The following is a 26,890-nucleotide window of genomic DNA, read 5'->3' as shown; positions in this document are numbered from 1 at the left end:
TTAAATTTAGTGCTATTATTTAAATTAAGGAATAATTTCCTTGGAGGTTCATATGTCAAATAACAAATGTACTTGTAAAAGTTGCAAATGCGCAGATTGTGTAAAAGAAAATTGCACATGCAAAGATTGCAACTGCACAATGAGCGAATGCTCATGTGACTAACAAAAAACTTAGCTTAGGCTAAGTTTTTTTTATCTATTGAGAAAAATACTCTCATTGCATTGTCTCTTGTTATTTCAGCAACATCTGATCTGTTCATTTTTTTAATGTTTGCTATAGATTGTACCACTAATGGTAAGTATTTAGGAGCGTTAGTTTTTTTATTATACGGTTTTGGTGTATCGTATGGTGCATCAGATTCAACAACAATACTGTTCATTGGTAAATCTTTAATAACTTTTTTTAAATTTTTATCTCTTGTAATTTGTCCATTAACTGATATTAAAATTCCTTTTTCAATAAATTTTTGTGCTACTTCTAAACTTTCGTTGAAAGCATGTAAAACACCGCTAAAGTATTTTTCTTTTTTTAGTATCGATAGAGTGTCTTCATAAGCATCAGTTGATCCCGGAACATCTCTAACATGAAGCATTAATGGTAAGTCCATTTTCTTAGCTAATTTTACTTGCTTAATAAATCCTGCTATTTGTTGTGCTTTATAATCAGTTCCTCTTGAGTAATCCAAACCAGTTTCACCAATTCCTACAACTTTATCAGCATTAGCTATAATTTCTAAAGTGTTGTATGCTTCTTCTGTAAAAAATTGTGCATGAGTTGGGTGAATACCAACTAATGCTCAAACATTCTTATTTTTTTGCGCTTGTACTAAAGCAACTCTTGAAGATTTAATATCATATCCAACATTATTGATGATGTCAACTCCACTTTTTTTAGCTTCAGCTACCATTTCTCTACTTGAAATTTCGTTTTCAATATATATATTGTCATTTAAGTGACAATGTGTGTCATAAACTCCTGCCATTTTATAGTCCTCTTTTTTCTCGTATCTATAATTTAATTATAAAACTTTTTTAAATATTAAAAATTAGTTTAGCGTTACTAGTTGTAATTTTTATTACTTCTTCTTTTGATACATTCTTTAACTCAGCTATTTTTTCAACAGTTAGATTAATAAATTTAGCTTCATTAAGTTGCCCACGGTGTGGATGCGGTGTTAAATATGGAGCATCAGTTTCAATTAACATCTTTTCTAATGGAATATATTGTGCTGCTTCTTGTAAAACTTTTGCATTTTTAAAAGTTACTGCTCCACCAATGATAATATAACATTCAACTTCTAAAAACTTTTGAGCATATTCTTTATTAGCTGAAAAACAGTGAATTATTACATTATTTGCATTTACTTCTTTTAAGATTTCAAGCACATCATCATAAGCGTCGAAAACATCAACTTGATCTCTAATATGAACTTGTAGTATTTTATTATGTTTCTTTGCTATTTCAATATGTTTTTTAAAAAACAATTTCTGTAAATCAATATCTTCTCTAGTATAAAAGTAATCCAAACCAGTTTCACCAATTGCAACAACTTCATCAAATTTAGCTAATTCGTCAAGTTTATCAAAAACACTTAATTCTGTATTTGAAACTTCATTTGGATGAATTGCGATTCCTGCAAAAACAATGCCTTTGTATTGCTTTGATAACTCAATAGCCTTTTGACTAGATTTTAAGTCAAAACTTGCACATAAAAAACCTTCAACATTATTTTCTATTGCTTCTTTAATCATTGGTTCAATCATTTCATCAGTATATTTATAGTCATCGTTGAAATGAATATGCGCATCAAATATTTTATTATCTTTCATTTTCATAGCTCCTTTGAGTTTTTTTCATAATATTAATTATAAACTTTCAGTGATATAATTAAAATAATAAAAAAGGAGAATATTTTTATGAGTAAAGTATTAGTATTAAACGGTTCTGTTATTCCAAGTGAAAAATCAAATTCACATGAAATGGCTAGAGTATTTTTAGAAGAATATAAAAAAGTTAATCCAAAAGACGAAATTATTGAATTAAATTTAAACAAATTAGTTGTTGGTACAAACACATTAACAACTGAAACATTTGGCACATACTGAAGTGAAGATGAAGGTATGAAATACATTAACCAATTAAAAGAAGTTGATAAAGTTTTAGTTATTGCACCAATGTATAACTTCCAAGTTTCTGGAATGTTAAAAAACTATATTGATCATGTTGCATTAGCAAACCAAACATTTTCATATAAATATGCAACTAAAGGAGAAAGTATTGGTTTATTGGATAAATTAAAAATTCAAATTCTTGCAACTCAAGGTGCTCCAAAAGGTTGATACCCATGAGGAGATCATGTAGCTTACTTAAAAGGTACTTGAGAATTCATGGGAGCTACAGTAGCTGAACCTATTTTATTAGCTGGTGTTAAGGTTGAACCTTTAAGCACACAAACACCAAAAGATATTGTTTCAACAATTGTTCTTAAATTAATTGAAGCTGCTAAAAAGTTTTAATTTAAATTACACAAATATTAGATTTTTTTAATTTAACTTTGTTTTTTTACTTTTTTGTTTATTTTAATCAAATTATAATAAAGTGCATACATCACTACATTTGTTTTAGTGTATTTAAAAAGTTTTTGAAATTTTAAATCATCAACCTCAAAGTAAATATATTCTTTTGTACCAAATATAGTTGCGTTTTTATATAAAATTTTTTTACATCTTCATGTTTGTAATTTTTAAGGGTTCCGTTTATTTCAATCTTTATATTTTTGGGTTGAAATAAAATTTTTCGCGAAGGGTAGAAATAAAATTAAAGGAATTAAGGCTAATAAATGTATTATGCTACCAATTCTAAACTTTGCGATTATTGAATTATTAAACTTCTTTTATTCATTTTGATATTTTACTGATAGTTTTTCATATTTGTTCTTTTTATTTTGATCAAATACTTTTAAACATCCTGTAAACATTAAAAATGCTGAATAAACAATAACTGAAATAACAATTCATAATAAAGTTTGTTCATTCATTTTTAGACCTATTCTTATGATTAAGAATAAAACGATAAATGAAATAAATATTCCAAAACATCCAGTCATTTCTAAAGTTACTGATAATTTTGGACTATAGGGACTATAGTTTTTATCTCTAATAAATTTATGACTGGCAACTGTCATTAAGAATGCCATGCACCCATCATAATTGGGTAAGCAGCCATTCCATCAATACCTAATAATGAAATTGCAACTAAAGCTGGTGCATATAATCCAACTCCAAAACTCATTAAACATCCCAAAATTAAGAAAACTATAATGGCAATATAAAATTTTAGCTTCTGTAAAAGGCAATTTTGTTACACCTTCTCCTGTTACAATAACTCCAACTTGAGGTGTTGTAAGATCATTAATATAACACTAACAAATAAAACTAGTGACATTCCAAATTTAATTTTTAATTTATTTACTTTATTTGCAACAGTAGCTCCTAAGTAACTACCACCTACAGCAGCGGTAATCAATGCCACTAAAGTAATGATATCAACTTCAACAGCTGTAATCATAATAATTTCTTGTAAAACAACACTCATTGCATAACTAACATTTAATTTACCCGGTATTTGTTTGTCATCTTCAATTAAACCAATTACATTAGAAATTGAAATTGTCAGAGCAAAAGCACCAATACCAAATAATTCTAGGAAACCAACTAATAACCTGTTGATAAATTTTTAGTCATTGTTGTTTTTCTTTCTTTAATCAATGATTTTTTTGAAACAACTGATACATAAATAGTAAATGCCAATCCAATCACGATTAGTAATATACATAAGATAAATCCTATTGTATATGATGCTTGTGAAAATGAACCACCATAAGCAAGTTTGTTATTAATTGCAGCTTTTTGTGGTAAGTAAACTAAATAGTTTAAAATCATCGCAAGAGATCCAACAAGTGCGAAAACATGAATTGGGATTATGAAAATTAGTTGTTTGTTCATAACTTTATTTGTTACTGCAAAATTTTCTTTTGCTTCTGCTAATTTATTTTCATATTTTTATTAATTCTGTTTATTTCAAGATTTAATTTTTCTTTTTCTGAACCAACTAAACCTGTTTTAGTATTTTTCAGAAGTAACTTTCATATATTTTTGTTTTGCTTGTTCAGTTTTAAATCAATGCATTTATTTTATTTCAATTTTATCTACCATTCCTGTAGATTTATTCATTTTATTTTTCTTTGATTCAGAAATATTTTTTATTTCAATATTTCTAATATCTTTAGCTTTAGCATCAGCTTCTTTATTTTGATCAGTTAAAGTTTTCTCTTTTATTTTTTTAATTTCTAGTTTTGATTTTTCTTTTGCAGATTTTATTTCTGCTTTATAACTAGCTAATATTTTCTTATATTTTTCTTTATTTTCTATACGTAAATTTTTTAATTCTTTATTTTTTTGCAATTCGACATATTCATCAAATAAATTATCAACTTTTAATTCAGCTTCTTTAATTTTTTGTTTTTTCACTAGAATCTGATTTAATTAAGTTTTCTAATTCAAGGTATTTAGAATCAATTTCTTTATCTTTAGAAACTAATTTTTATTGTAAATTCATATCTTTACCTTAAACTATGCAGACGCTTTTTTTTCTGCTGCTGCAAGACATTTTTTAAGGATGTCTTCGAAACCGTCATTATCTAATACTTTTTGTCCTTCAATTGTTGAACCGTTAGGTACACAAATTTGATCAATCATTGTTCTTAAATCTGTTTTTGCATTTGCTGCATTCATAATGCTTCCAATTACTGCTATTTCAGCTATTCTGTAAGCTTGATCTCTGTTAAATCCTTTTTCTACAGCGTAATCTGTAAGTCCTTTAAAGAATGTAAATGCATAAGCTGGTAAACACCCAGAAACTGCTGTTAATGTCCCAAATTTATCTTCACTAATTAATTCAACTATTCCACATAATTCAAACATTTTAGATGCAAATTTTAATTGCTCTGGGCTAGCATTTTTTGTTGCTAATGCTGTTACAGATTTTTGAATTGATGCATTCATGTTAGGCATCATTCTAATAACTGAAACGTTTTTATTATTTTTAAAACTATTTTGAACTCTATCGATTGTAACTGCATTTGCCATGCAAATAACAGTTTTTCCATCCATGTTTAATTTATCTAAATTTTCACATAATGGCTCTACATCCATTGGTCTTGTTCCTATAACAACAAAATCAATGTTTTCTGACTCAACCTCTTTTAAATCGTTAAATGCTTTTAAAGCTGAAATATTGGCTAATGCTTTTTCTTGTACTTCTTTAATAGCATCATATCCATATACTTCAATTTTGTGTTCTTTCTTTGAAAGAACACCTTTTATTAGAGCTGAACCCATGTGTCCAAGCCCTATAAATAAAACTTTTTTCATATTGCTTCTCCTTCCTAATTATTGTATTTTATTTTAAACAAGAAATGTTGTAAATTGATGGAAAAAAACCCAATATAAGGGTTTTTTGGAAAATATTATTTAGTTAAACTTATTGTGTCTTTACAAATCATTAATTCTTCATTAGTTCTAAAAGCTAATACTTTAATTTTTGAATCTGCTGCAGAAATGTATTTGTAATCTTTGTAGTTTCTTTCTTCATTTTTATCCATGTCTAATTTAATGTCTAGTAAAGGTAACTTTTGAAGTGTAAACTGTCTTGTATGCGCTGAGTTTTCTCCAACACCTGCTGTGAAAACGATTGCATCAATATCGTGTCCTAATAAGTTTGCAAACCTAATAATGTAATCTGCTGCAACTTGAGTATATTTGTTAAGTGCACGCTTGAAATCTGAATCACCGCTAAAATATCCACCTGCTACATCACGCATATCGCTTGATTTACCACTTACTCCTAATAGACCTGATTCTTTATTTAACATATTTGTTATTTTTGAAGCATCTGTATTTAATTGTTTACACATGTACTCGATAATTGATGGATCAATATCACCACTTCTTGTACCCATCATTACACCAGCGAGAGGAGTTAATCCCATTGTTGTATCAAATGACTTACCATTTTTGATGCATGCTATACTTGCACCATTACCAAGGTGGCAAACAATTAAGTTTAGTTTATCTTTTGGTTTGTTTAAAACCTCAGACATTTTTTCTGTGATGTATTGGTAACTAATTCCATGAAATCCGTATTTTCTTACTCCATATTTTTGATATCAAGAATAAGGAACTGCATATAAATATTGTTCCTCTGCTAAAGTTTGATGGAATGCTGTATCAAAGCATGCAACCAATTCTGCTTTTGGCATAACTTTTTTAACAGCTTCAATAGCTGTAATTGCTCCTGGGTTATGTAAAGGTGCTAATTTAACAGCATCTTTAATTTTATTAAACACATCATCATTAATAATTGATGATTTACTAATTGTTCCCCCATGAACAACTCTAAATCCAACTGCACTAATATCATCAACATTGCTAATAATATTTAATTCAATTAATTTATCTAAAATAAATTTAATTGCTACTTCGTGATTTGGTAAAGCTACTTCATATTCGTATTTCTTGCCTTCATATTTAAACGAAACATCTCCACCAATTGTTATTCTTTCAGCTATTCCATCAAGAATATCAATTGGATTTTTTTTATCAGAATCGTTGAACAATCTAAATTTGATTGAACTACTTCCTGCATTAATTACTAAAATCATATTATGCCTCCAATGCTTGATAAATTGTAATAATTGCTGTGTTCATAATATCAACTAATGTAGCCCCACGGCTTAAATCATTAACTGGTTTATTGAATCCTAGAACAAATGGACCAATTGCTTCGTATCCACCCATTCTTTGTGCAATTTTATAACCAATGTTTCCTGCATTAATATCAGAGAACACAAATACATCAGGTGTTTGTTTAGTTAATTTACAATCTTTAAATTTTTTATTTCTAATTTCTTTATCTCATGCTGCATCAAATTGAATTTCTCCGGCATAATTAAAATCGACTGTTTGAGAATCTAATAAGTTAATTGCTTCTTTAACACGATCAACATCTTCACCTGCTCCAGATCCTGCTGTTGAGTAACTTAATAAAGCAACTTCAGGATTTTTAACATCAAACGATTGAGCAAATTTTGCTGTCATTTTTGCAATATCTGCTAATTGTTGACTTGTTGGCTTTAAGTTTAAAGCACAATCTGTAAAGAAGTAATTTTCATCACCTTTGTTCATAATAAACACACTTGCTGCTAATGCAACATTTGGTGATGTTTTAATGATTTGTAATGCTGGTCTAATAGTGTCAGCTGTTGTATATGTAATTCCACATAACATACAGTCTGCTTTTTCCATTTTAACTAGCATTGCACCAATATAGTTCGCTTGCCCCATTAATTTAGTTGCTTGCTCTAAATTGGTTTTATCTTTTCTTAAATCCATAAATTTTTGGATTAAAGGTTCTTTGTCAAATTTATCAATTGTAATAACTTCGATTTTTGCATCTAAAGTTGTTGGAATTGATTCTGCTTTTTGAAATAACATAATAACTTTTGAAATATTTTCTTTCACAAGTGTATTTGCTACTTCTTGAATTTTTGGTTCTTCACCTTCTGGTAATACAATAGTTTTTTTATGATCTGAATCTATAAGAATTTTTTTAATTTGTTCTACTGAATACATATTATAGGTTTAATGATTTTCCTGATTCTAATGCTTCAGCTGCTTCTCCAATTGCTTCACTCATTGTTGGGTGAGGGTGGATAGCTCTTGCTAATTCTGTAATAGTTCCTTCACATTCCATTAAAGTTGTGAATTCTGAGATCATGTCTGTTGCTCTATTTCCAATAATGTGTGCCCCTAATAATGTTTTATATTTTGGTTCACAAATAATTTTTACAAATCCTGTTGTATCATCATCAGCTAATGCTTTTCCAATTGCAGCAAATGGGAATTTAAATGTTTTGTATTCAATCCCTTCTGCTTTTAATTGTTGTTCTGTTTTACCTATCATAGCAATTTCTGGGTGTGAGTAAATACAACTTGGAATTTTTGAGTAATCCATTTTTAAATCATGTCCTTCAAGTTTATTAGCTTTTAAAGCAATACGGTTTGCTGTAACAATCCCTGCATGTGAAGCAACGTGAGCTAACATAATTTTACTTGTAACATCTCCAATTGCATAAACACCATCTAAGTTTGTTTCACCATAGTCGTTTGCAACAATTGATTTACGTTCTGATAATTCAAGACCAATATTATCAAATCCTTTAGTAACTGTTTTTCTACCAATTGATTCTAAACAGTAATCTGATTTAACATTTTGTTCTACTCCATCAATTTCAAATGTAACTGATTTACCTTTAACTTCTTTAACTTTTGCATTAGTAAAAATTTCAATTTTGTATTTTTCTTTTAAAGTTTTTGTCATTAATGCTGTTACATCTTGATCAAGCATTGGAAGAACTTTTGGTGCACCTTCAATAATAGTAACTTTTGTTCCTAAAGCTGCGAATAAACAACCAAATTCAATTCCAATAACTCCACCACCAATAACAGTTAATGCTTTTGGTATTTTTGGTAATGAAAGAATTTTTGTTGAATCAATTAAGAATCCACTTGCTCTTCCTTCTGCAAATCCTGGTAAAGGCAATTCGTTTGGTACTGATCCACTAGCAATAATTAAATTATCACAGTGGTATTTTTTACCATTTACTGTAATTGTATTTTTATCTAATGCTGATGCTTCACCAATAATTTGTTTTACACCATTTTTAGTTAATAATGCTTTAACACCACTAGTTAATTTATTAACAACACCATCTTTACGTTCTAATGCTTTGTCTCAATTAATACTTGGTTGATCTTTTGTTTTCATATCAATTCCTAAGTTAACTGCTTTATGAACAATATCTTCAAAAACTTTTGCAGTTCTTAACAATGATTTAGTTGGAATACATCCAACATTTAAACAAACACCACCATAGTATTGTTTTTCAATAATTAATGTTTTTAATCCTAGTTGAGCTGTTTTAATAGCAGATACATATCCACCAATTCCAGCTCCAACAACAATTACATCAAAACTTTCTTCAATATCAGTATGTTTTGTAGCAACTGGTACAGGTTGAGCAGCAGCAACAGTTTGAGTTGGTGCTGGTCCTCTACTTGGAATTAAATCATTAGATACAGGTGTTGAACCAACAACACTTGCATTTTCTTCTTCAGCAGCTGCAGGCGCAGGTGCTGCTTCAGTTGTAGCACTTCCATCATCGATTTCAATAACTACATCACCAACTTTAATTTCTTGTCCTTCAGAAATTAAAACTTTAGCAATTTTCCCACCAACTGGTGCTGGAATTTCTGAGTTAACTTTATCTGTTTCAACAAAGAATAAAGCATCTCCTTCTTTAATTTCTTGCCCTAATTTAACAAGAACTTCTGCTACTTTTCCTTCAGTAAGTCCTTCTCCAATATCAGCAAATTTAACTTTAAACATTTTGCTTCTCCTCTTTTACATTAATAGTAATGCTGGATTACTTAAATAATTTTCTATTTTCATTAAGAATCTTCCGGAATCTCCACCATCGATTATTCTATGATCACATGTCATTGAGAATGGCATGATTCATCCTGCTTTAATTTCATCTTTCACAAAGATAGGTGTTTTTGTCATTGTTCCTACTCCAAGAATAGCTGATTCAGGTGAATTAATAATTGGTGTTGCGTAATCTAAACCAACTGATCCAAAGTTTGAAACTGTGAAAGTTGCATCCTTCATTTCAGCCATTGATAATTTACCATCTCTAGCTTTTTTAGCTAACTCTCCAATTTTGTTTGCAATATCAAATATTGATAAATGGTTTGCTCCTTTAATAACTGGAACCATTAATCCTTTATCAGTATCTACTGCAATTCCAATATTAATGTTATGTACTTGTAAGATTACATTATTTTCTGCATCAATACGCACATTAATGTTTGGCATTTCTTCTAATACTTTTGCTGCTGCTTTAACGATAAATGCTAAATAAGTTAATTTAATTCCTTTTAACTCACATCCATCTTTTAACATTGCACGCATATCATATGTAGGAGTGATGTTAATATTTTTCATTCCTGTAAATGCAGCATTTTCTGAATGAGATTTAACCATTGCTTTAACAGTAGCTTTTCTAATTCCATTCATTGGAACTGAATCTCATGATAATGGTGCATCAATTTCAACAGTTTTAACAGCTGCTTTTGGAGCTGAAGTTGCAGTTGCCGCAACTGGTCCTGAATCTAAGTCTGCAACTAAAATTCTTCCATTTGGACCTGTTCCTTTAACTGTTGATAAATCAATTTTTTTATCAGCTGCAACTTTTCTTGCTAATGGTGTTGCTTTAACTCCACTATTAGAAACTTCTGCAGTTGTGTTTGTTGTCGCTCTTGAAGCAATAACGTCATTTGAAACTGGTGTAGAACCTACAACTGAAGCATTTTCTTCAATTGGTTCATTCTTAGTTTTAACTTCAGCAACATGAGTTACTTCAGCAGTTTTAGATCCATCATCGATTTCAATAACTAAATCACCAACTTTAATTTCTTGTCCTTGAGAAATTAAAATGTTTGCTATTTTCCCACCGACTGGTGCTGGGATTTCTGAGTTAACTTTATCTGTTTCAACAAAGAATAAAGCGTCTCCTTCTTTAATTTCTTGCCCTAATTCAACAAGAACTTCTGCTACTTTTCCTTCAGTAAGTCCTTCTCCAATATCAGCAAATTTAACTTTAAACATATTTTACTAATTCCTCTCTAACTAAAATTTATAGTCAAGCACTTTTTTAATTGCTTCTACAACTTTCTGTGGATTCACTTGGTGGTATCCTTCTCCTCTGTCATAAGGAATAACAACATCATATCCAGTACATCTTGCTAAAGGTGCTTTTAATGAATCAAAACAATTTTCATTAACTGTTGCAATAATTTCTGCAGGTACACCAAATGATCTAACTGCTTCACTTACAACTAATAATCTTCCTGTTTTTTTAACTGATTCAATTACCATTTTTTTATCTCATGGTTGAATTGAACGTAAGTCAATTAATTCAATTGATGCTGTTGGGTGAGTTGATTTAATCATTTCAACTGCTTTCATACAGTCAACTGTTTGTGCACCATAAGTAACGATTGTTAAATCATTTCCTTCTTGGATTTTATATCCTTTACCAATTGGAACTGTATAGTATCCATCTGGTACTTCTTGTTTAAATGCACGGTATAATTTTGTTGGTTCTAAAACAATAATTGGATCTGGTGACTCAATAGCTGCCAAGATTAAACCTTTTGTATCATAAGGTGTTGATGGCATAACTGTTTTAATCCCTGGAATATGTGCAAAGATAGCTTCTAAAGCTTCTGAGTGGTGCTCTAAGGCTCTAATTCCCCCACCCATAGGCATTCTAATTACCATTGGTGCAGTTCATTTACCACGACTTCTGTTTCTCATACGTGAAATGTTTGCAATAACGTTTTGTAATGCTGGTAATCCTAATCCTTGGAATTGTAATTCAACAACTGGTTTCATTCCATTCATTGCCATTCCTAAACCAACACCAGCAAACATTGCTTCTGAAATTGGAGCGTTAAAACTTCTTTCAATTCCATATTTTTGTTGTAATCCTTGAGTAGCTCTGAAAACTCCACCTTCTAGTCCAACGTCTTCACCAAAAACAATAACGTTTTTATCGAGCCCCATTGCAACATCAAGTGCTTCAGTAACTGCTTTAATATTATTAATAACTGCCATTAGTGGTGTCCTCCGTCTTTTGTTTCTGGGTATTTAGCAAAGAATTCTTTTGCTTCTGCTAATTGATCTTTTAAATCTTCTGTTAATTCTGCATATTGGTAGTTGAAAATATCTTCGATTGGGTAGTTTTTGTTTTGTTCTACTCAAGCAAATTCACTAGCAATATGTTTATCTTGTTCTTCATTTAAAGCTGTTTGTTTTTCTTCACTTCAAATTCCTTTTGCGATCATGTAAGCTTTTAATCTTACTAATGGTTCATAAGGAACTCTATCTTCAAATTCACTTTTTGGACGATATACGTCTGGTGCATCTGATGATGAGTGGGCTCCAAGTCTGTATGTATCAAATTCAATTAATACTGGACCATTTCCACTTCTTGCAAATTCAACTGCTTCTTTTGCAACAGCGTAGCTTGCTAAAAAGTCATTTCCATCAACTTTAATTGAAGGAATTCCAGTAGCAATTGCTTTAATTGCAATATTTAAAGATTTAGTTTGTTGTACTGTTGGAGTTGAAATAGCTCATTTATTGTTTTCACAAATAAACACAACTGGTACTTCATGTAACTTAGCAAAGTTCATTGCTTCATAAGTTTCACCTTCACTCATTCCACCATCTCCAGTAGTAGTAACAGCAACACCTTTTTTACCTTGGTATTTTTCTGAAAAGGCAATTCCTGTTGCTTGAGAGTATTGTGAACCAATAATAATGTTTGGTGGTAATGAATTAACACCATCTGGTGCTTTTGCTCCAGCTTCATTTCCTGCTCAATATAACATAATGTTTCTAATTGATTGACCCATTGTTAATCAAGCTGCATTATTTCTGTATCCTGAAACAAAGAAGTCTTTTTTCGGATCAATTACCATTGTATATGCAACTTCACAAGCTTCTTGTCCTGTTGAACTTAAGAAAGATAATAATCTTCCTTGTCTTTGCATTTTGTTTTGGTAATCATCTTGTCTTCTTGAAAGATTCATAATTGAGTACGCTTTAATTACTTCTTCATCTGAGATTGTTGGAGCTAATTTAGGATTAACGATTTTACCGTCTTTATCCATTACACGAACTATTTCATCTTTTTGAGGATCAAATTTTCCTATATATTTCATATAATTCCCTTTCTTTAATTAAATATTAAATTTAATATATCTTCTGCTTGGAAGTTATCACCAAATATTTCTTTTAGTGCAAACTTATCTAAAACATTTTTAACTGCATTGTAGTCATAGTCAACATTAATTAACGCAAACTCTAATGCCTCTGTTCCAATGTATCCTAAGAAATCCCCATAAATTTTAATATTTTTAATTTTTCCTTTATCAACATTGATTTTAATTTCAATTAAACCTTTTGATTCTAAATATTTTTTGTTAATGATTTCAAAGTTTTCATTTTTAGCAAATGTTCACTCACGTGATTGGTATTTTTCTTCAAAACATTTTTGAATTTCAGCTTTTTCTTCATCAGTAAATTCAATTCATTTAGTTTCTTGATTTGCTGTATAACTGTTGATAACATTATTAATAAAATCATTTAGTTCAATTTGTTTATCTATTCCATTTAAAAGTGCTTTTATATTTGCAACTCTTGCAGGTTTAGATTTAACTTTTTGATGTTTAATTTTTTCGGGATCAACATTTAAGTATTTTAAAATTCTTGGTAATTCAACATCAAACAACAATGTTCCATGTTGAAGAATTTTATTATTTGTTTTTAATTGTGCATTTCCTGAAATTTTATAACCATCAATTTCAATATCATTTCTTCCTGAGAAATTTGCATTCAACCCTTCACTTCTTAAATATTTAATGATTGGTTGTAAAGCAATTTCAAAGCTAGTTTGAGAGTCTTTGTCGTTATTAACAATAAGTGAATAACAAACATTTCCCATATCATGGAAAACTGTCCCTCCACCTGTATTTCTTCTTATAATCTTTACTTCGTCTTTCATTGCTTCTGCAATATTTATTTCAGCATATGTGTTTTGATTTCTCCCAACAACAATAGTGTTACTGTTTTGTCAAATATACAAAATAGGATCATTAGTTTTATAATGGTACGTTAAATATTCTTCAACTGCTAAATTGTATGATGGATCGTTTGATTTTGAAATTTTTAAATTAATCATGCTTATTTTTAAAGTAGTTTAATCCTAATACTTCTAACCCTGCTAATGTAACAAAGTTGTATGGTTTATTGAAGTGAGGTAAGAAGAAGATATCAACTAATGGTAATTCATCAATAGTTAATTCTTTTTGAATTCCTAATGAAAGCATGTACATAATTTCTGTATGGTTGTTTTCACTAGCTACTTGAGCTCCAATAATTTTTCTTGTTTTTTTGTCTCATACTAATTTAATTCATGCTTCTTTGTATGTTGACATAAATTCTGGACGATCTGAATCTGATAATAAGATTGCTTCATAATCTAATCCCATTTTTTTAGCACTAGTTTCACTTACACCAGCTGAAGCCATCTTAAATCCAAATACTTCAATACCGTTTGCTCCAGTGAATCCTGGTGATGGTAATTTGTTTCCATTAAAAATGTTTACAGCTGCTAAGATACCTGTTCTAACTGCTGTTGTTGCTAATTGAATTGGCATTTCCATATTTAATGCTTTGTTAAATACTGTTGAACAGTCTCCAATTGCATAAATATCTTTATTTGATGATTGACAGTATTCATTAGTTAAAATTGCTTTTCTATCATTTAGATCAACAACACCTTCTAATTGCTTAGTTTGTGCAACTACTCCAACTGAGAAGATTACATAATCTGTTGCAATTTCTTGTTTATCAGTAACAACATGTGTAACTTTTCCATCTGTACCCTTGAATTCTTTAACACCTTGTCCTAAAGCTAATTTAACACCAGCTTTTGTCATTCTGTCTTCAACATGTTTTGTAAATTCTGGATCATAGTAAACTGGCATAATTCTGTCAGCGAAGTCAACTAAAGTAACTTCTTTACCATGAGCAACAAATGCATCAACTAATTCAACTCCAATATAACCAGCTCCTACAACAGTAACTTTTTTGATTGAATCATCTAAGTTAGCTTGTTGAATTTTTTTAGCGTGGTCATAGTTTTTACAAATTTGTACACCTTTTAAATCTAATCCTGGGATTGGAGGTAATAAAGGTCATGTACCTGTAGCTACAATTAATTTATCGTAGTTGTCGTCAAATACTTCACCTGTTTCTAAATTTTTAATTGAAACAGTTTTTTTCTTGCCATCAATTGAAACTCATTCGTGTTTCATTTTTACATTGATTCCTTCTGATTTTAAAATTTCAGGTGTTGCATAAAATAATCCGTTTGGATCTTTAACTTCACCTTTAACTCATAATGCAATTCCACATCCTAAGAAAGAAATAACATCGTTTCTGTCGTATGTTGTAACTTCTATTTGTGGGTTTAATCTTTTTAATGTTCTAACAGCAGTTGTACCTGCATGATTAGTTCCTAAAACTATAACTTTCATAATAATAACTCCTTTGAATAGTTTTGATTTAAGATTTTACTCTTAATTTTAAAGGGTGGTTCCTTTTTAAATTTGGAAGATTTTTCAAAAATAACATAAAAAATAAAAATATTCCTAATAAGATTATACTCTTATTAAGATAATAAAAAATACAATAGTGCACTTTTAATACCTAATAAACAAAATAAAATGACCTTTTTTGGTCATTAATTAACTCTTTTAAATATAATTTTTTTATCACCCAATTTTTCAAAAGAAATTTCTTTTCAATTTAACAATTTTTCAAAAGTTAACTTTTGATTCTTTAATCCAATTTGTTCGATCATATTATCATAGTTTTCAACAAGAATTGGTTTCATTAAAAACACAATAATACTAATTGTTCTTTGCAGTGTTGCAATCACATTTTTTAACTCTTCAAAGTTTTCTTCTTTAGCTAAATTTCATGGTGCTTTTTCTTCGATGTATTTATTACATGCATTTCCTAAATCTAATACATTTCTAATTGCATCACTAATTTTGTATTCATCCATATTAGCAGTATATGCTTTAATTGTTTCTTGACCTTGTTTAATTAATTCTTGATCATATTCAACATCTTCAAGGTTAACATAACCTTCAAAATACTTTGTGATCATTTGATTTGTTCTTGAAATTAAATTACCTATATTATTTGCTAAGTGTGCATTAAATGATTCAATAAATAATTCATCAGTAAAGTTACCATCTTTTTCTGTAGGCAATTCATAACCAATGTAAAATCTTAAAGCATCAGCTCCATGTTGATTAATAATATCAATTGGATCAACAACATTACCCAATGACTTACTCATCTTTGTATCTTTACTTAAAATTCAACCATGCCCTAATAAATGAGTTGGTTGTCTTAAATCTAATGCCTTTAAAATAATGGGTCAATAAATTGAATGAAATCTAATAATTTCTTTACCTGCTAATTGTAAAATTTCAACTTCTTCATCTGCTCAGAACTTATCAAAATTTGTATGATCATCTTGTAAATAACCTAAAGCGGTAATATAGTTTGTTAATGCATCCAATCAAACATAAACAACATGTTTAGGATTTTCTTTAATTGGAATACCTCAAGAGAATGAAGTTCTTGTAACTGATAAATCTTTTAATTCAGGTTTAACAAATGAATTTAGCATTTCATTTCTTCGGTATGCTGGGATTAAAAATTCACTACCCAATACATCTTTTTCCATAAATTCCTGAAACAATGATGTTTTTAAAAAATAAGTTTCTTCTTTAACTAGCTCTAATTTAGTATTAGATATTTTGCACATATTATTTTCATCAATTTGATCAGCATTTAAAAATTCTTCACAGCTTACGCAATATAAACCTTCATAATTACCTTGATAGATGAAACCTTTTTCTAATAAGATAGAAAATATTTTTTGAACTGTTTCTTCATGGTATTTATCTGTTGTTCTAATAAACTTTGTATAATCAATTTTTAAATGTTTTCAAAGCTCTTTAAAACTTTCAACTTTATCTGCAAGATAATCCATCGGAGATAATCCTGCTTCTTTAGCTTTTTGTTCTATTTTTTGACCATGTTCATCACTTCCTGTTGAAAAGTATGTTTCATATCCTTGCATATCTTTATATCTTTTTAAAATATCTGCAAGTGTTGTTGTATAAGCATGACCAATATGTAAATTTCCACTTGGATAATAAATTGGAGTTGTTACATAAAATTTTTTAGGCATATATGATATCTCTTTCTATTAGTTCTAAATTTAAAAAATTAATGTTTTAACATAATATTTTTAATTTATTTTTTATATTATAGCATAACATAAAAATCATTTTAATTAGTGAATATTATTTATTTTCCAATTCAACAATTTTATCACGTAATTGTAAATTTTTAGCAGTTAACTCTTAAACTCTAATTGTTAATTCTTCAACTTTAATTATTAATTGTTTAACTAAGATTCTTAGTTCTATATTCTCAGCTCTCAACTCAGCAATTTCAACTCTTAAATCTTGAATAATTTCATCTTTAGATAATTTTTTAGTTTTCTTAAATTCTTTTGTATAAATTGTTTGTTGCAAAATTTTAAAAGCATTAGTTAGTTCTGTTTTCATATTTCTACGTCTAGATATATTTAATTATTCAAGATTAATTTTTAATTCTTGTAAATCACCAATTGTTTTAATCTTAAGTGAATTATTCGAATATAACTAAATTTTAAATTCATATATAATCTCATTTTCAATAATACTTTTAACCTCTACTCATTATGTTATTAAGTATTTATTTTAAAAAATTAAATATTCTACTCTTTATATTTAGATAATATCAAAAAGAATATCAAATAAATGTTCTTGTGTTACTTATTAGCTTATAAAAATGTTAATATTATAGTTGTAAGAAGGCAGAGGTAGCGAAAGCTTGAGAAATACTCTTAGAACCTGATCTAGTTAACACTAGCGTAGGAAGTCCTAAAATATTTTGTATTCTGTCTTTTTATGTAGGAGGTTCTTTTACATGAAAAGATATTTTTATTTGCGAGTTAAGAGAATAAGAACTAAAGACATTGTCATAATGGGTTTAATGTTAGCATTATATTTAATTTTAAACTTATTAACAGCATACTCATTTACACAGTTTTATTTATCTTTTAACATTAAACTTATTCCCATTTTTGTTCTAGCTGTTTATACAGATTGACTTAGAACATTAATTGTTGGGATCATTGGTGGAGTAATCGCATTATTTTTACCAACCAATGCAGATTCTGGAATTCCACTAGCATATATATTTGATTATTGAATACCACTTTTATTAGTTTCAGTTTGTAGTATATTTTTACCAGTTACAGTTAAAAACAAATTGAAATGAAAAAATTCACATATTTGCAAGTGTGAAAATTATGGTAAAGAATATGATACTAAAGTAGTTAGAAAATGATTTAGTATTATGGGGATTTGAATTGTTGTAATTTCAATTTATGCCTTTTTAGGTTTTTGATCTAAAACATTTGCTGGTGTATTATTCTATTCAGCTGGTGCTGTTGAAAAAAATCAAAAAGTTTGAATTTTTTCAATGAGTGTAAATGGTGTAAACTCAGTTTTTGACTGAGCTATCTATTTAGTAACAATTCCAGCTATTTGTCATACAGTATATCCTGTAGCTAAAAACATTTATTAAACAAAATAAAAAATCTGCTTTTGCAGATTTTTTTGTTTTTTACTGAATAAATGCGCTTGCAATGAAATACATAATAAATATTGCATCTAAACCTCAAATAACAGGTTTAATCTCTTTTGTTTTTCCAATCCCAATAGAAGCTACAGTATATGAAATAATTCCAACTGCAATTCCATTAGCAATGTTATAAGTAATAACCATGAATAGAATACTGAAGAATCCTGTAATTCCAATTTCAGGTTTTTTTCATTCAATTTCTGTAATTGAAGTAACCATGATTGTACCAATAAATGCAGTAACTGCACCAGTAATACAGTTAGGCATCATTTTAAAGATTCGAAATAGTGGAATACTTACTAAAAATAATAATCCAGTAATAATACTTGCAAATCCTGTTCTTGCTCCTTGTGAAATCCCCACACAGCTTTCTGAATAACAAGCCATATGAGAAACTCCTAATCCTGAACCAACAATTGTTGCTCCTGCATCAATAACTAATGCTCTTTGTGGAATTTCTCTTTCTTGTCCGATTGCTTTGTTTAATTCAATGTTAATTGATGTTAAAGTTCCAGTTGCATCAAAGAAGTTTAAAACAACTAAAACAAAGATAAAAATATACATAGTTGGTTTGTTTCATATTTCTGAATGACCAATTTGTGAGAATAAGTTTTTAATGTTTGCAGCAAATCCACTGAATAAACTATCAAAGTTTCATGACCCACTTACTCATTTTGCGTTTCCAAATGATTCTTTAATAGCAGCAGCATCAACAGTGTTAGCTAGAATAACTGTAAAGATTAATCCTCCAAGCATCATCACTGCAACTGGTGCAAAGAATTTTTTGAAAAATAAAATAATTGATCCAAATAATACAATTGTTCCAACAATCATTGCTGGATAGTTTAATTTAAAATTTGATAAGTTTGCAACTGGTAATCCTGAAGTAGTTTTTTCAACAAATCCCATGTTTGAAATACCAACATAAGCAATAAAGAATCCAATTGCTACTCCAATAATTAAGTGTAATGAATGTGGTAATGCATTAATCATAATTGCTCTTAGTTTTGTAATTGAAATAATGCATAAGATAATTGATGAAATCATTGCAGCAATTAATGCTCCTTCATATCCAATTTTTCCTGCTTGAGCAATGTTAAAAGCAAATAAGGCATTTAATCCCATACTTGGAGCTAACCCAATTGGAACATTTGCACTCATCCCCATTACAATTGTTGCTAATGCAGTAACTAAAGCAGTTGCTAAAAATACACCTTGGCTATCCATAGTCCCATTTCCTGTGATACTTGGAGCACTTCCAAGAATTGCTGGTTCAACTGATAGAATATACATCATTGATAAGAATGTACTTATTCCACCAATAATTTCTTTTTTAAATGTTGTGTTTAAATCACTAAAGTTGAAAAACTTAGCAATTGCATTTGTCGATTTATTTGCGTTAAATCTTTTATCTTTAACTTTAAAATTTTCTTTTTTTGTTTCTCTCATTTTAAGAAATTTCCTATCCTTCTAAAGGATAAATGTCAGAAAGTTGTCTATAAAGGTCGTCAATTTCAAAACCATAACCTAAAACATAAATATCAGGTAATTCAAATAAAGTAGTTACTCATATTTATAATTTGGGTGATTTGTTTTTTTCTAAGTTAATGTTAAGATTTCTAAACTTTTAGGTTTTAAAGATAATAAATACTCATAAACCTTTTCTAAAGTTAAACTACTATCAATAATATCTTCAACAATTAGAACATGTTGATCTTAAATAATTGGTTTTGTAATCTTCTTATGAAATGTTAGCTCTTTTGTTGATTGTGTGCCTGAGTAACTAGATACAGTTAAAGTATCCATTTTAATTGCCATTTCTAGTGTTCTTGCAAAATCAGCGAAAAAGAACACAGAGCCATTCATAATAGTAACTAATGAAAGTGTTTTACCTTCATACTTCTTATTATAAATAGCACCGTATTCAGCAATTTTTTTTAGCAATTTCTTCTTTTGAAATTAACAACTTTAAATTATGCTTAAATTCCATTATAAATAAACTCCTTGATCATTTATCTTGGTGTAATTAACAGAATTGGGATATGAAAATCCAAATAAGTTTTCAACAGTAACTTATAGAGACTAAATAGGTTTAGTCGTAGAAACACCAATCCATTATATTGGCTTATACAAATACTGTTAATTACATACATCAATTATATACAAATATTAAAAAATTATAATACATAAATAAAATATTTGAAAAATAAAAAATACCTTTAATAAGGTATTTGATAATTTATTTTTATTCTTTAGATTTATATTAAATAAATTTAAAGTATTTTTGTTTTGTCTTATGTTTATTTTAATTTAGCTTTATATTTTTTAGCAACTTCTAAAATTTCTTCATAAGTTTTTGTAATAGGTGCAGATCCTAAATCAGCGCTTACTCCAACAGCAATACATCCTGCTTCAATATAATCTAAACAGTTATTATAGTTAATTCCACCTGTTGCAATAAATTGGAATTCTGTGTGTGGGTTTTTAACTAATTTAATATAATCTTTTGGCATTGAATTTGCGGGGAAAAATTTAATTAATTCTGCTCCTGCTTCTCATAATGTAAACATTTCTGTTGGTGTAATTGCACCAGCCATGCATAAAATACCTTTTTCTTTTGATCATTTAACCAATTCAGGTAAACAAACAGGAGAAACAAAATATTTAGCTCCAGCTTCTAATGATTTTTGCGCTTGTTCAATAGTTAAAACTGTTCCTGCTCCAATTGATAAATTAGGAAAGTCTTTTGATGTTTGTTCAATTAATTTGTAAGCATTAGGAACTGTTAATGTTATTTCAATAAACTTGATGGCTGCTTCGTTACATGCTTTGATAATTTTATATGCATGATCATAATCATCTGTTCTGATTATGGCTGATAATTTTTCTTTTTTTAATTCTTCTAAATGCTTTTTTGTTGTTGTCATTTTTATACCTTTCTAATGTACAATGAAAATATGAATAAAGTTATTAACGATTTTTTAAAAGCTATTGAAATTGAATTTAGTTTTTATCCTTCTTTAGGATTAGTTTCAAAACAAAATTCAGGCTGTCATTTTGACATGGATTATAAAACTTTTCAAAATTCTTTAAAAATTTTTAAGCCTTTTTTAAAAACTATTTATAAGGATTTTAATCAAATTAAAGATTTTTATGATTTAAAACAAATTGGCTTTAATTTTGAAAATAAGATGTTTGAAGAGACTAATGGTGTCAACACCCATAAAGGTCTAATTTTTCATAGTTCAATTTTCTTTTATTGTTTTTTATACACACAAATTAATGCTGGTACTCTACAAAAAAATATAATTAATTTTTGTAAACCTTTAAAATCAATTCCAATTAAATCAAAATCTATGGATTTGTGCAAAGAGTACAATTTAGCACATCCAACACAAATAGCCATTTCTGGCTATCCTGTTGTTTTTAAAGCATTAAATTATTATCAATCAATTCAACATTTAAATTTGGAAGAAAATTTAAAATATTTTCTTTTATTAATTTTTCTTACTGTCAATATTGATGATACAACTATGATACTTAAAATTGGGATTCAATCTTATAATAATATTAAAGCTGATCTAAATTCTTTAGCTATCAAAATTGAAAAGAATGAATTGTCTTTTAAGGAAATTGAAGAAATCAATAACCATTTTATAAAAGAGCGTGTGTCACCTGGTGGTGCAGCTGACTTGTTTGTTTTAGTAATGTTTTTAAAACTAATTAATTATTCTTAAAAATTAATTCAGGTTTAGCTTGTGCTCTTTCAATAATTTCATCTTTTGTAATTAATTTAAATGTTTCATCAGAAACAAAATCTTTTAATTTATCAATTTGCTCATCATAAATTAATTTTCTTACTTTTGAAGCACTAATAATATCATTATTTTTATTAGTATATCTTTCAACAATTTTAACTTTGATTTTTAATGCATCTTTTTCATATAAATGCTGAATAAATTCATTATATTTGTTAGTTGTTTTTGAAAATGGTTCACTACCTAAATATCTAGTTATTGTATTACCACTTTTTACTTGTTCAGAAAATATGTCTTTAAATAATCAAGCATTCATTTCGCTTTCTTCAGTTATTACATCTTCATCAGATTTTATAAAATAGCTAGGAAATAATTTTTTAGAAATTAAAAACTGTGTTCCTTCAAAGATCTTAATATCTTTACTATTTTGATAATTTGCTGATAATATTTCTAAACGTTCTTTTGTAGTAAAAAATGATGAATCATCTATAACTGGAATAAGTACTGTTAAATCATTTTCTTTTCTTGATTCTTCAATTAAGAATTGATGCCCTTTAGTTAATGGGTTTGCATTTAATAATATAACTCCGGTTTTTTTGCAAAATTTACTATTATTAACAAATTTTTTGTAATTATTATATTCATCTATATTTTCAGCTAAAAACGCTATTTTGTCATTTTCATATATTTTTTTAAAATTAATATCTTCAAAAAACTTTTTATTACATTTTTTTGTTATTACAAAAGTGTTATTATAATTTTCTATAATTATCTGTTTTTTAATTTCAGATAGTAATTGATTAAAGAGTCCTAATCCTTTTTGTGAATCATCTACAGCAATATTTTTAATAATATTTTTATTTTTACTACAAACGCCAATAATTTCGTTTGCTTCTCAAGCAATGATTGTGCAATCTATATTTGAATACTTTAAATCAAATTTGTTCAAAAATATTTTTACTTTATTTTCTATATTTTGATTTTCTAAATTAACTTTTTCAAAAACTATATTACTCATTTTTAAAACTCAAAATTAAACTTTCTATTTTATTAAAATAATCTTCAATATTGCTAAAAAATGTTTTTTCATCTCTTTTAATAATAGAATCACACATAATTAAAAAATTTTTCAACAGATCAAATTCTCCTTTTAAAATTTTTTCCTTTATTTTTCTATTTATACAAGCAAATGTAGTTTCTAATTTGTTATAGTAACTTTTTGTATAATATTTTGTTGATAAAGAAAATAGAAAAGTATGAATCTCTATATTTCAAATAGCTTTTAATTCATAATCATTTTCTTTAATTTTTAAAATTCTGTTTTTTACATCATCAATCATAAAGTAATTTTGTTTTAAATAATTATTAAATACGTTTTTGAAAATTATTCTTTTTAATAAAATTCTTAATTCTAATATTTCTTTTATTTCTGTATTATTAAGCACTTTAATTTTTGCGCCAATGTGCTTTTTTAAAGTAACTAAATCGTCTTCTTTTAACTTTTTAATAACTTCACGAATCTTAGTTCTAGATACATTATATCTTTCTGATAATTCTTCTTCTTTAAGTCTATCTCCTTCAGATAACTCTCCATCACTAATTCTTTTTAGAATATCTGCAAAAATAAATTCTTCAGATAAAATAAATGGTGTTTTTAAATTTATTGTTTTATTAACAAAACTTAATAAGTCTGCTTCACTATGTTTTTGTAAAAACGCACATTCTTTTGCAAAATTATCACACAAGAAACATTTTCTAGCTAATTTAGCTATATCTTGTCTTGATATTTTTTTTGTTAAAGCAAGATAAATATCGATGTCAATAATTTTTCCAGCATCGCCAACAGATTCTTCAAATTTTAAAGCATCTTTTTTCAAGTCAATCGGATTAATATTTTTAATGTCTAAATATAGATAGTAAATATAACCATTTGCATCAGTTAGTAAATCATAACTAACTTGATTTGATCTCTTATTAACGTATTTTAAATATTCATAAAAATACTTTTCAATAAAAATTCTTTTGTCATTTCCTAATTTGTTTAGCCCTGGGATATTTAAAGAAAAGGTAATTACTAAAGTGTTACCATCCAGTTTATTGTTTAGAAACAGCGTTCTCTTTTCTCTGGCATCTAATATTTCTTGTAAATTCATTCTATTTTTTTACCTTGTATACTATATCTAATATTGTACCATCTCTGTCTTCAATTAGAGCTACTGGTTTTGAATAATCCCATTCAATAGGTTTTGCTTTACCAATAATATCTTCTGCAAATTTTTGCATTTCTTCTAATGTAATTGTTTTAATACCTGCAGCTTTTAACTGATCTTGAATATCTTTTCTTAAAGGGTTTACAGCTATACCTAAATCAGTAACAATAACATCAACTGTATGACCTGGTGTAATGATTGTGTTTACTTTTTCAACAACACAACTTAATCTTCCTCTAATTAATGGTAAACAAATAATAGATATTTTTGCTCCTTCAGCAGTATCAGGGTGTCCTCCAGCTGCTCCTCTAATAACTCCATCGCTTCCTGTAATTACGTTAACATTAAAGTTTGTGTCTACTTCAAGCGCACTTAAAATTACATAGTCTAATTTATTAACAAATGGAGATTTATTATGAGGGTTTGCATACATTGATGCTGAAATTTCAATGTGATTTGGGTTTGTTGCAATTGATTCTCCAGCAATCATATCAAATGATTGAGTATCATATAATGCTTCTACAAGACCTTCATTTAATAATGAAACTTGGTGTCCTGTAATTCCACCTAAACAAAAACTTGCTTTTATGTTTTTATCAATCATTTCTTTTTTAAGTAATTTAACTACTGAGAGTGATGCTCCACCAGTGCCCATTTGTATTGAAAATTTATCTTTAAACAATTCTGTATTTGTAATAACATTTGTTACATTTTTAGCGATAATTTCTTCTTTTGGGTTAGATGAAAGACGAATTTCATTAGTCATTATTCCTTTAGCATCTCCAATTTCTTCAACTTCAACAACAAAATCAACGTGTGTTTGAGAAATTGAAATTACTTTGTTTGGATAATCAACTAAGTTGTCAGTAATAATAACTGTTTTATTAGCATTTTCAGCATCAACAATTCCATATCCTAAACTTCCACATCTTGATTTTCCGATTTTACCATTTGAGTTACCCATCATGTCACTTGAACTGGCTGCAATAAATGCAACATCAATTTTTAAGTCACCTGATTCTATAGCTCTTCCCCTACCACCGTGGCTTCTGATGATCATCGGAGTTTTACAATGTCCTTCAGAAACAAATTTTCCTAAAGTATCTCTACATCCTGAAGTTTGTAATGCTTTAACATACCCATCATTAATAAAATTTGTTAAAAAGTTATGTGCATCTGTTAAACTACTACTTGCTATAGTTAAATCTTTAATTCCTAATTCTTTAACTATTTCCATAACAGTTTTAATGGTTTTATCTCCACTTCTAAAGTGATGATGGAAAGAAATTGTCATTCCATTTTTTAGTCCAGATTGAATAATTGCTTCTTTTAATGAAACTCTTTTGTCTCTTATTATTCCTTTGTTAGGAAGTGTTGTTTTATTTGTAGAAAAATTAGAAGTATTAGGATTTTTAACATCAAAAGGCTTCATTTCATATGGAATACTTCCTTTAATACTTTCTAAATATTCTTTTGTCATTTCTGGTCTGCTCATTTTATAACATCCCCATCTCTCTAGCTAATTCGATAATTTCAAGTTGTTTCTCTACAACTGGCTTATCAACCATTTGTCCTTTAAATAAGAATACACCTTTACCATTTTTAATTGACTCATCAAAAGCTTTTTGCATTTCAATAGCAAATTCTAATTCTTGTTGTGTTGGTTTTACAATTTCATTTATTAAACCAATTTGGTTAGGGTGAACTACTGATTTACCACTAAATCCTAGAGCTTTAATAAATTTAAATTCTTTAGTAAAGCCTTCTGCATCTGTAGTTTTTGGATAGATAACGTCAAAAACATCTAATTTTAATGTTCTACCAACATGTACTAAGTGTTGTCTTGCATACATAAGTTCTTCTCTATTTGGGAGCTTACTTGCTTTTAAATCTAATAAATAATCTACTCCTCCTAATGCAATTCCAACAATTCTTTCACTACATGCTGAAATTTCATAAGCATTCAATATACCTTTAGCACTTTCAAATGCTAAAAATATCTTGATTTCGTAAGGTAATTTATTTTCTGTTTCATATTTTTTTAAAGTTTCAATTGTTTTTAAAACGTCTTCTTTTGTTTCTGCTTTTGGTATTCTAATTAGATCAACGTTTGCTTTTACACATGCTTCAACGTCTTTTTCAAAAAATTCTGTATCAATAGCATTAATTCTTACACAAGTTTCAATTTTATTTTTAGAATAATCAATATCTTGTAATATTTCAACAAGTAAGTTTCGAGCTGCATCTTTTTCTGAATATGATACAGCATCTTCTAGATCAAACATTACTGTGTCTGGTTTGTAAAATATAACATCGCGGTACATTGCGGGTTTGTCAGCTGGAACAAACAACATGTGTTTTCTAGATTTATTTACTTTTGTATTTGACAT

Annotated in this window: 26 protein-coding genes, 1 pseudogene and 2 riboswitches; of the genes and pseudogenes, 3 read left to right on the top strand and 24 right to left on the bottom strand. The window is 28.1% G+C overall.

The genetic code is table 4. The features are described 5' to 3' along the window. Positions 1–176: 176 nt before the first annotated feature. Together EMELA_RS00320 and EMELA_RS00315 are read right to left on the bottom strand one after the other, a co-directional pair. On the bottom strand, positions 177–983 hold the full coding sequence (locus tag EMELA_RS00320) for a TatD family hydrolase (protein WP_028123966.1): 807 nt from the start codon (positions 981–983) through the stop codon (positions 177–179). Between the two features lie 49 nt (positions 984–1,032). Further along, the gene (locus EMELA_RS00315; RefSeq protein WP_028123965.1) at positions 1,033–1,830 is read right to left on the bottom strand and encodes a TatD family hydrolase; all 798 of its coding nucleotides are present in this window, start codon (positions 1,828–1,830) and stop codon (positions 1,033–1,035) included. A gap of 87 nt (positions 1,831–1,917) precedes the next feature. On the opposite strand from EMELA_RS00315, the gene EMELA_RS00310 reads away from it, so the two are divergent. Continuing rightward, positions 1,918–2,517 (top strand): FMN-dependent NADH-azoreductase, encoded by a 600-nt coding sequence (locus tag EMELA_RS00310; protein WP_028123964.1) that lies wholly within the window; start codon positions 1,918–1,920, stop codon positions 2,515–2,517. A gap of 377 nt (positions 2,518–2,894) precedes the next feature. Here the strand turns inward: EMELA_RS00310 and EMELA_RS00305 are convergent, their stop codons facing one another. From EMELA_RS00305 to EMELA_RS00235, 15 genes are all read right to left on the bottom strand, one after another. After that, complete coding sequence (locus tag EMELA_RS00305) at positions 2,895–3,197, bottom strand: hypothetical protein (protein WP_028123963.1); 303 nt, start codon at positions 3,195–3,197, stop codon at positions 2,895–2,897. Between the two features lie 179 nt (positions 3,198–3,376). Then, entirely contained in the window at positions 3,377–3,595 is a 219-nt protein-coding gene (locus EMELA_RS00300) for a hypothetical protein (RefSeq protein WP_100608940.1), read from the bottom strand. A gap of 119 nt (positions 3,596–3,714) precedes the next feature. Then, positions 3,715–4,005, bottom strand: coding sequence for a hypothetical protein (locus EMELA_RS00295; RefSeq protein ID WP_156932101.1), 291 nt, complete (start codon positions 4,003–4,005; stop codon positions 3,715–3,717). Positions 4,006–4,188: 183 nt separating this feature from the next. Continuing rightward, positions 4,189–4,530 carry a hypothetical protein gene (locus EMELA_RS00290; RefSeq protein WP_028123960.1) on the bottom strand — a complete coding sequence of 114 codons (342 nt, stop codon included), beginning with the start codon at positions 4,528–4,530 and terminating at the stop codon, positions 4,189–4,191. A 102-nt stretch (positions 4,531–4,632) separates the two neighbouring features. After that, complete coding sequence (locus EMELA_RS00285) at positions 4,633–5,433, bottom strand: pyrroline-5-carboxylate reductase family protein (RefSeq protein ID WP_028123959.1); 801 nt, start codon at positions 5,431–5,433, stop codon at positions 4,633–4,635. Positions 5,434–5,528: 95 nt separating this feature from the next. Next, positions 5,529–6,722 (bottom strand): acetate kinase, encoded by a 1,194-nt coding sequence (locus EMELA_RS00280; RefSeq protein ID WP_028123958.1) that lies wholly within the window; start codon positions 6,720–6,722, stop codon positions 5,529–5,531. A gap of 1 nt (position 6,723) precedes the next feature. Next, on the bottom strand, positions 6,724–7,692 hold the full coding sequence (gene pta / locus EMELA_RS00275; protein WP_028123957.1) for a phosphate acetyltransferase: 969 nt from the start codon (positions 7,690–7,692) through the stop codon (positions 6,724–6,726). Position 7,693: 1 nt separating this feature from the next. Next, a complete protein-coding gene (lpdA, locus tag EMELA_RS00270) occupies positions 7,694–9,508 on the bottom strand; it encodes a dihydrolipoyl dehydrogenase (RefSeq protein WP_028123956.1) in 1,815 nt (604 codons plus the stop codon). A 15-nt stretch (positions 9,509–9,523) separates the two neighbouring features. Continuing rightward, positions 9,524–10,789, bottom strand: coding sequence for a dihydrolipoamide acetyltransferase family protein (locus EMELA_RS00265; protein WP_028123955.1), 1,266 nt, complete (start codon positions 10,787–10,789; stop codon positions 9,524–9,526). Positions 10,790–10,810: 21 nt separating this feature from the next. Beyond that, positions 10,811–11,800 (bottom strand): alpha-ketoacid dehydrogenase subunit beta, encoded by a 990-nt coding sequence (locus tag EMELA_RS00260; RefSeq protein WP_028123954.1) that lies wholly within the window; start codon positions 11,798–11,800, stop codon positions 10,811–10,813. After that, positions 11,800–12,912 carry a pyruvate dehydrogenase (acetyl-transferring) E1 component subunit alpha gene (pdhA, locus tag EMELA_RS00255; RefSeq protein ID WP_028123953.1) on the bottom strand — a complete coding sequence of 371 codons (1,113 nt, stop codon included), beginning with the start codon at positions 12,910–12,912 and terminating at the stop codon, positions 11,800–11,802. The genes EMELA_RS00260 and pdhA overlap by 1 nt, the downstream gene beginning before the upstream one ends. A gap of 14 nt (positions 12,913–12,926) precedes the next feature. Further along, a complete protein-coding gene (locus tag EMELA_RS00250; protein WP_028123952.1) occupies positions 12,927–13,931 on the bottom strand; it encodes a lipoate--protein ligase in 1,005 nt (334 codons plus the stop codon). Next, positions 13,924–15,291, bottom strand: coding sequence for an FAD-dependent oxidoreductase (locus EMELA_RS00245; protein WP_028123951.1), 1,368 nt, complete (start codon positions 15,289–15,291; stop codon positions 13,924–13,926). The genes EMELA_RS00250 and EMELA_RS00245 overlap by 8 nt, the downstream gene beginning before the upstream one ends. A gap of 206 nt (positions 15,292–15,497) precedes the next feature. After that, positions 15,498–17,027, bottom strand: a complete 1,530-nt coding sequence (gene metG / locus EMELA_RS00240; RefSeq protein WP_028123950.1) for a methionine--tRNA ligase — start codon at positions 17,025–17,027, stop codon at positions 15,498–15,500. 175 nt (positions 17,028–17,202) lie between these two features. Further along, the gene (locus tag EMELA_RS00235; RefSeq protein ID WP_034971102.1) at positions 17,203–17,409 is read right to left on the bottom strand and encodes a hypothetical protein; all 207 of its coding nucleotides are present in this window, start codon (positions 17,407–17,409) and stop codon (positions 17,203–17,205) included. 282 nt (positions 17,410–17,691) lie between these two features. After that, a riboswitch (TPP riboswitch) is annotated at positions 17,692–17,780 on the top strand. A gap of 32 nt (positions 17,781–17,812) precedes the next feature. Here EMELA_RS00235 and EMELA_RS00230 point away from each other — a divergent pair. Beyond that, positions 17,813–18,475, top strand: a complete 663-nt coding sequence (locus tag EMELA_RS00230) for an energy-coupled thiamine transporter ThiT (protein ID WP_028123949.1) — start codon at positions 17,813–17,815, stop codon at positions 18,473–18,475. Positions 18,476–18,514: 39 nt separating this feature from the next. Here EMELA_RS00230 and EMELA_RS00225 read toward each other — a convergent pair whose 3' ends face one another. The 3 genes and pseudogenes from EMELA_RS00225 to EMELA_RS00210 form a co-directional block, all read right to left on the bottom strand. Continuing rightward, positions 18,515–19,981 carry an NCS2 family permease gene (locus tag EMELA_RS00225; RefSeq protein ID WP_051584583.1) on the bottom strand — a complete coding sequence of 489 codons (1,467 nt, stop codon included), beginning with the start codon at positions 19,979–19,981 and terminating at the stop codon, positions 18,515–18,517. A 150-nt stretch (positions 19,982–20,131) separates the two neighbouring features. Further along, positions 20,132–20,476 (bottom strand): annotated as a pseudogene (locus EMELA_RS00215) (phosphoribosyltransferase). Between the two features lie 112 nt (positions 20,477–20,588). Beyond that, a riboswitch (purine riboswitch) is annotated at positions 20,589–20,685 on the bottom strand. A 147-nt stretch (positions 20,686–20,832) separates the two neighbouring features. Continuing rightward, positions 20,833–21,459, bottom strand: a complete 627-nt coding sequence (locus tag EMELA_RS00210) for a bifunctional 4-hydroxy-2-oxoglutarate aldolase/2-dehydro-3-deoxy-phosphogluconate aldolase (RefSeq protein WP_028123946.1) — start codon at positions 21,457–21,459, stop codon at positions 20,833–20,835. Between EMELA_RS00210 and EMELA_RS00205 the strand changes: the two genes are divergently transcribed. Further along, positions 21,439–22,269, top strand: coding sequence for a triphosphoribosyl-dephospho-CoA synthase (locus tag EMELA_RS00205; protein WP_084485278.1), 831 nt, complete (start codon positions 21,439–21,441; stop codon positions 22,267–22,269). The genes EMELA_RS00210 and EMELA_RS00205 overlap by 21 nt on opposite strands. Here EMELA_RS00205 and EMELA_RS00200 read toward each other — a convergent pair. From EMELA_RS00200 to EMELA_RS00185, 4 genes are read right to left on the bottom strand one after another with little or no spacing between them, the layout of a single operon-like run. Further along, positions 22,256–23,308, bottom strand: a complete 1,053-nt coding sequence (locus EMELA_RS00200; protein WP_028123944.1) for a nucleotidyl transferase family protein — start codon at positions 23,306–23,308, stop codon at positions 22,256–22,258. The two genes, EMELA_RS00205 and EMELA_RS00200, sit on opposite strands and share 14 nt — an antisense overlap. Beyond that, positions 23,301–24,443, bottom strand: a complete 1,143-nt coding sequence (locus EMELA_RS00195) for a citrate lyase holo-[acyl-carrier protein] synthase (protein ID WP_051584582.1) — start codon at positions 24,441–24,443, stop codon at positions 23,301–23,303. The genes EMELA_RS00200 and EMELA_RS00195 overlap by 8 nt, the downstream gene beginning before the upstream one ends. A 1-nt stretch (position 24,444) precedes the next feature. After that, positions 24,445–25,995, bottom strand: a complete 1,551-nt coding sequence (gene citF / locus EMELA_RS00190) for a citrate lyase subunit alpha (RefSeq protein WP_028123943.1) — start codon at positions 25,993–25,995, stop codon at positions 24,445–24,447. A 1-nt stretch (position 25,996) separates the two neighbouring features. Then, entirely contained in the window at positions 25,997–26,890 is an 894-nt protein-coding gene (locus tag EMELA_RS00185) for an HpcH/HpaI aldolase/citrate lyase family protein (protein ID WP_028123942.1), read from the bottom strand.

The sequence above is a fragment of the Mesoplasma melaleucae genome (assembly GCF_002804105.1).
Classification (GTDB): Bacteria; Bacillota_I; Bacilli_A; order Mycoplasmatales; family Mycoplasmataceae; genus Mesoplasma; species Mesoplasma melaleucae.
Note: the sequence above shows the minus strand (reverse complement) of the source record. Positions and strands in the feature narration are given on the sequence as shown.